Raw genomic sequence first — 3,880 nt, 5'->3', positions numbered from 1 at the left:
GCGAGGTAGAGGTAGGGGCCGCAGAGGATGGCGGCGGTGAGGATCAGTGCGATGCTCATTCGCGTGTCCGGGAGTGAGCAAAGGAATTGAGATAGACCGCGATCTTCCGGGTGTGCGTGAGGCGGCCGCCCGGGACGGTGCGGGTGGCGTACGAGATGTGGTCGGGGCCGACGTAGCGGCCGATCGCGTCGGCGGCGGCCTTGAAGCGGGCCCTAACCTCGGCGGGGTTGCGCCAGTTGATGACGATCTCCTGCAGCTGCTGCGCGGCGAGGATGCCCCGTGCGGCGGTCGCCCAGCCGACGAGGTTGGTGAGGGTGAGGTCGGCGGTGAGGTCGGCAACACGACGCAGCGGCGAGTGCCGCTCGAGGTATGGGATCGGGTCTGCCGGGTCGTAGAACCACAGCACGGGGAACAGGTGGTTCGGGATGCCGCGGTTTCCCGCGATCCCGAACTTGTCCTCACCGGGCGGCGAGACGTAGTCGGGTTGGCGTGGGTCGGCGAGCAGGCACACGCACGAGATCCGGTCGAGGAGCCGCGAGTTGGTGGCGTGGAGCTCGGCGACGACGTCTCCGATGCCGGCGGCACCGCCGGAGTATCCGACGAGAGCGACCGACCGCGGGTGCGGTGCAGTCTCGAGGGTGTGGAGGATGCTGCCGCGCAGGATCTGCAGCGACTGATTGAACGACTGCCCGAAGAACCTCGGGGCGGGCCCGTATTCGGCGGGCCACCGCAGCTCCCGAACCTCGGTGACATCGCGGTCGAGGTATCGGGTGACGTCAGAGAGCATGCCGTGTGCGGCGTTGTCGCCGATACCGACAGCGACCGCGACGATCGTCCTGACGGTCATTCGCCACCTCGGTTCGACTTGATGATCTCGACGTCGCCGTCGGCGAAGAACGTGACGGTGACGCGGGAGATGGACGTGAAGTCGTCGGTGTCGACCTGGATCGACGGTCCTGGTTCTTCGGCGATGAGCCACGGGAACTCGGTGCCGTCGACGAGCAGCTTCCGCTCGTTCCAGTCGAGGGTGACTCCGGATGCGACGCGGGGCTTCTTCGGTTCGTCGCTGCTGGCGGAGGCCGGGGCACTCCAGCCCGCCGCGAGGAGCTGCTCGGCGACGCGGGTCAGGTCGTAGGTGCCGGCGAGGGTCGTCTCGGTGAGATCCGCGTCGTCGACGTGGGAATCCTGGTCGTAGAACGTGTCGGCGAGGGCCCGCGCGAGTTGCGCGGCGGTGGTGGTGGTCATGCGGCGTCGTCCTGAGTGTTGTCGTGGTCGAATCGGTTGGTCCAGGCGTGTCGCCATTCGCGGAGCCGCCGGTCGGTGTCTTCGTCGACGGTCACGGGCATCAGCAGGCCGAGGAAGCTCTCGCCGCAGCGGATGAGGAGTCCTCGGCCGGCCTTGGTGGACTCGACGACGAGGGCCTCGCGGTAGCAGCTGGACGCGGCCTTGAAGCGCGCGAGGAAGCTGCCGCCGACGGCGAGGTCCTCGATGAGGACCGGGACTGCACGGTGGTGGCGCGCGAACATCGCTTCGAGGTTCGGGAACGACTCGTCGGCGGGCAGGCGCGGCAGTTTGAGGGCGCGGCCGTCGATCATGCCGGAGCTGTCGGTCACCGTGACGTGCTTGTCGTCGGCGTCGATACGCAGCAGGTACTGCGGTTCGTCGCCCCTGTCCTTCGGGGCCTTGAAGATGGAGAGGATCTTCTGGACGTCGTCGACGGCGAGGTCGATGACGTCGATCCACGCGAGGTCAGTTTCTTCGCGGTCGGTGTCGAGGTGTGCGAACACGGAGACGATGGCGAGGCCGGCGGTGAACCGGTCGGTGGTGGTGATGGTGACGTTCTCGCGGCCGATGTCGAGGCGGACGCGGCACATCGCCGGCAGTTCGCCGTCGGTGCACGCGTGGACGACGGTGGAGACGAGTCCTGCGCGCAGGTCGTTGGTGGAGACGAGGATCGAGGTCACTGCGGGTGGTCTCCTTTCGTGATCGGGAGCTCGTACTGGCCGGCGGTCGCGGTGTGCGGGCCGGCGGCGGCGGGCGGGTCGACCCACCGGTGGCTCTGGACGCGGCGCTCGTCCGGCAGGGACTGCCACCAGGCGTCGGCGGCGTCGGGGTTCACGACCGGTACCGGCGGCGCCGGCGTGGGAGGTCGAGTTCGATGTGCGCGGGCTTCGGGTTGCGCGGCCGGTGCGCGTTGCAGGTGGCGCGGTGCAGGGTCCACAGCTTCTCGCCGTCGGCGAGCGCGGCCGCGAGCTCGTCGCCCGTGAGGGGCGCGCCGTACACGGTGGTGCGCCCGTCGGGGGTGTCGACGAACCGTTTCCGGATGGTGCCGTGGGCGTGGTCCGGGGTTGCGTCGAGCGCGAGCCACGCGTCGCGGGCCATCGACCGCGCCCACGAGATCGGCTCGCTGCAGTGCCTGCACCGCGCTGCGGTCATCGGCCCGCGGTGGTGGCGTCGGTGACGATCCGCTTCGCGATCGCGACGATCGCGGCTGCGAAATCGACGGCCTGCGCGGTCGAGAGCGTGTCGATGGTGCGGACCGCGACACGGTCGTCGTGGGTGCGTCGCACGATCGCGGTCTCGTCGCGGGCGCACCACTCGTCCGCGACATGCGGCAGTCGCACGATCGCGTGATCGGGGCCGAGGATCTCGGCGAGGACTGCGACGTCGCGGTCGGTGACCTCGTCCGGGGTTTCCGGCAGTCGCACGATCGCGTGGCCGGGACCGAGGACGTTGGAGAGGATTTCGAGTTCGCGGTCGGTGAACGGGCCTGTCGCGTCGGGTGCGACAGGTGTCGCGGCGGGTGCGGCATCGGGGTTGACCTGCGGGTTCATGCTGCCTCCTGGTCGGGTGTCGCGTACAGGCTCAGGCACCTGTCACACGTGTCGCGGGGTGTGTCGGACAGGTGGATGAACTCGGCGAGACAGATGACGCACGTCGCGAAGATGTCGCGGCCCGCGCGCACGGCGTGCGCGATCGCGTCGGCCTCACGCCGCACTGCCGCAGCCGCGATCGCGACTGTCGGGGCGGTCACCGCACACCCCGCTCGGGTATCGCGAAGCTGAGCCCGGACGGCACGAACGGCGCGTGCGGATCGGTCGCGACGTAGAAGCGGCGCACGAAGTCGTCGTCGCGGTGCTCGTCGGTCATGAGGACGCTCGTGCCGTCACGGCTCGCCCGCTCGAACTCGCGGATGTCGACCTCACGCCACAACGCCGGATCCGGGCGGTAGGCGGACGGCGGGTCCGCCGGCGTCGGGACGGTGGAGATCTGCTCGCCATCGAGGTCGGCGACTACGGCGGCGGTGAGTCGATCCCGGAGGTCGCGTGCGGCGTCGTGCGTCAGCACGATGACAGCAGTCGGGGACACGAGCGCGACCGTCCCGCCTTCGTGATCGACGATGATGCGGACCTCGTCGCCGTCGGTGCCGTGCGCGGCCTGCAGCCACGATGTCGCCGACATCAGATCAGTCCGCTCGCGAGGAGCACGAACCCGAGGAATCCGGCCGTCGCGACGACCGTGACCACGATCGCGATCCGCACGAACCGGCGGTACTGCCGCTCGTCGGTGGCGAGGTCCAGCGCGTCCTGCGCGGCGTCGTCCTGGGTGTGGGTGATGTCGGACTCGCGGACGAGCTCCCAACCATCAGCGGTCTTCACACGCACATACCGGTCATCCATGAGATGCCCTCTCGGGTTGTCGAAGCGGGGGTGGGGACGAACAACAGGCGATCGAAACGAGGAGAAGGTGGTGGTGGTGCGCGGTGCCGGCGGAAGTCATGTCCATCCGCCGGCACCGCGGCACGCGTGGGGCGCTGCACCGACGGCGAGAGTCGGGCGCTGCTCCCGACCCGCGCGGGAAGCGCGCGGGCGTCAGGCGG

9 protein-coding genes are annotated in these 3,880 nt (G+C 69.6%); all 9 read right to left on the bottom strand.

The genetic code is table 11. The features are described from left to right. Positions 1-55: 55 nt before the first annotated feature. The 9 genes from RR1_RS20490 to RR1_RS20455 are packed head-to-tail and all read right to left on the bottom strand — an operon-like array spanning position 56 to position 3,659. Positions 56-847 (bottom strand): hypothetical protein, encoded by a 792-nt coding sequence (locus tag RR1_RS20490; protein WP_010838947.1) that lies wholly within the window; start codon positions 845-847, stop codon positions 56-58. Beyond that, a complete protein-coding gene (locus RR1_RS20485) occupies positions 844-1,245 on the bottom strand; it encodes a hypothetical protein (RefSeq protein WP_010838946.1) in 402 nt (133 codons plus the stop codon). Before RR1_RS20485 ends, RR1_RS20490 begins: the two co-directional genes overlap by 4 nt. Beyond that, complete coding sequence (locus tag RR1_RS20480; RefSeq protein ID WP_010838945.1) at positions 1,242-1,964, bottom strand: hypothetical protein; 723 nt, start codon at positions 1,962-1,964, stop codon at positions 1,242-1,244. The genes RR1_RS20485 and RR1_RS20480 overlap by 4 nt, the downstream gene beginning before the upstream one ends. Then, complete coding sequence (locus RR1_RS22455) at positions 1,961-2,119, bottom strand: hypothetical protein (RefSeq protein WP_169847073.1); 159 nt, start codon at positions 2,117-2,119, stop codon at positions 1,961-1,963. Before RR1_RS22455 ends, RR1_RS20480 begins: the two co-directional genes overlap by 4 nt. Continuing rightward, the gene (locus RR1_RS20475) at positions 2,116-2,436 is read right to left on the bottom strand and encodes a hypothetical protein (RefSeq protein ID WP_010838943.1); all 321 of its coding nucleotides are present in this window, start codon (positions 2,434-2,436) and stop codon (positions 2,116-2,118) included. Before RR1_RS20475 ends, RR1_RS22455 begins: the two co-directional genes overlap by 4 nt. Beyond that, complete coding sequence (locus RR1_RS20470; protein WP_072713746.1) at positions 2,433-2,834, bottom strand: hypothetical protein; 402 nt, start codon at positions 2,832-2,834, stop codon at positions 2,433-2,435. The genes RR1_RS20475 and RR1_RS20470 overlap by 4 nt, the downstream gene beginning before the upstream one ends. Next, complete coding sequence (locus RR1_RS20465) at positions 2,831-3,034, bottom strand: hypothetical protein (protein WP_010838941.1); 204 nt, start codon at positions 3,032-3,034, stop codon at positions 2,831-2,833. Before RR1_RS20465 ends, RR1_RS20470 begins: the two co-directional genes overlap by 4 nt. Then, complete coding sequence (locus RR1_RS20460; protein WP_010838940.1) at positions 3,031-3,462, bottom strand: hypothetical protein; 432 nt, start codon at positions 3,460-3,462, stop codon at positions 3,031-3,033. Before RR1_RS20460 ends, RR1_RS20465 begins: the two co-directional genes overlap by 4 nt. Continuing rightward, complete coding sequence (locus tag RR1_RS20455; protein ID WP_143153970.1) at positions 3,462-3,659, bottom strand: hypothetical protein; 198 nt, start codon at positions 3,657-3,659, stop codon at positions 3,462-3,464. The genes RR1_RS20460 and RR1_RS20455 overlap by 1 nt, the downstream gene beginning before the upstream one ends. Positions 3,660-3,880: the final 221 nt, after the last annotated feature.

The organism is Rhodococcus rhodnii NBRC 100604, from assembly GCF_001894925.1.
GTDB lineage: Bacteria > Actinomycetota > Actinomycetes > Mycobacteriales > Mycobacteriaceae > Rhodococcus_F > Rhodococcus_F rhodnii.
The sequence above is the reverse complement of the archived record's forward strand: the minus strand, read 5'-3'. Positions and strand labels throughout refer to the sequence as shown.

What these genes read in the sequence shown, in the direction of transcription:
- RR1_RS20485 (WP_010838946.1), bottom strand. Translation starts at nt 1,245, where the DNA reads ATGACCACCACCACCGCCGCGCAACTCGCGCGGGCCCTCGCCGACACG.
- RR1_RS20460 (WP_010838940.1), bottom strand. Translation starts at nt 3,462, where the DNA reads ATGTCGGCGACATCGTGGCTGCAGGCCGCGCACGGCACCGACGGCGAC.
- RR1_RS20490 (WP_010838947.1), bottom strand. Translation starts at nt 847, where the DNA reads ATGACCGTCAGGACGATCGTCGCGGTCGCTGTCGGTATCGGCGACAAC.
- RR1_RS20475 (WP_010838943.1), bottom strand. Translation starts at nt 2,436, where the DNA reads ATGACCGCAGCGCGGTGCAGGCACTGCAGCGAGCCGATCTCGTGGGCG.
- RR1_RS20470 (WP_072713746.1), bottom strand. Translation starts at nt 2,834, where the DNA reads ATGAACCCGCAGGTCAACCCCGATGCCGCACCCGCCGCGACACCTGTC.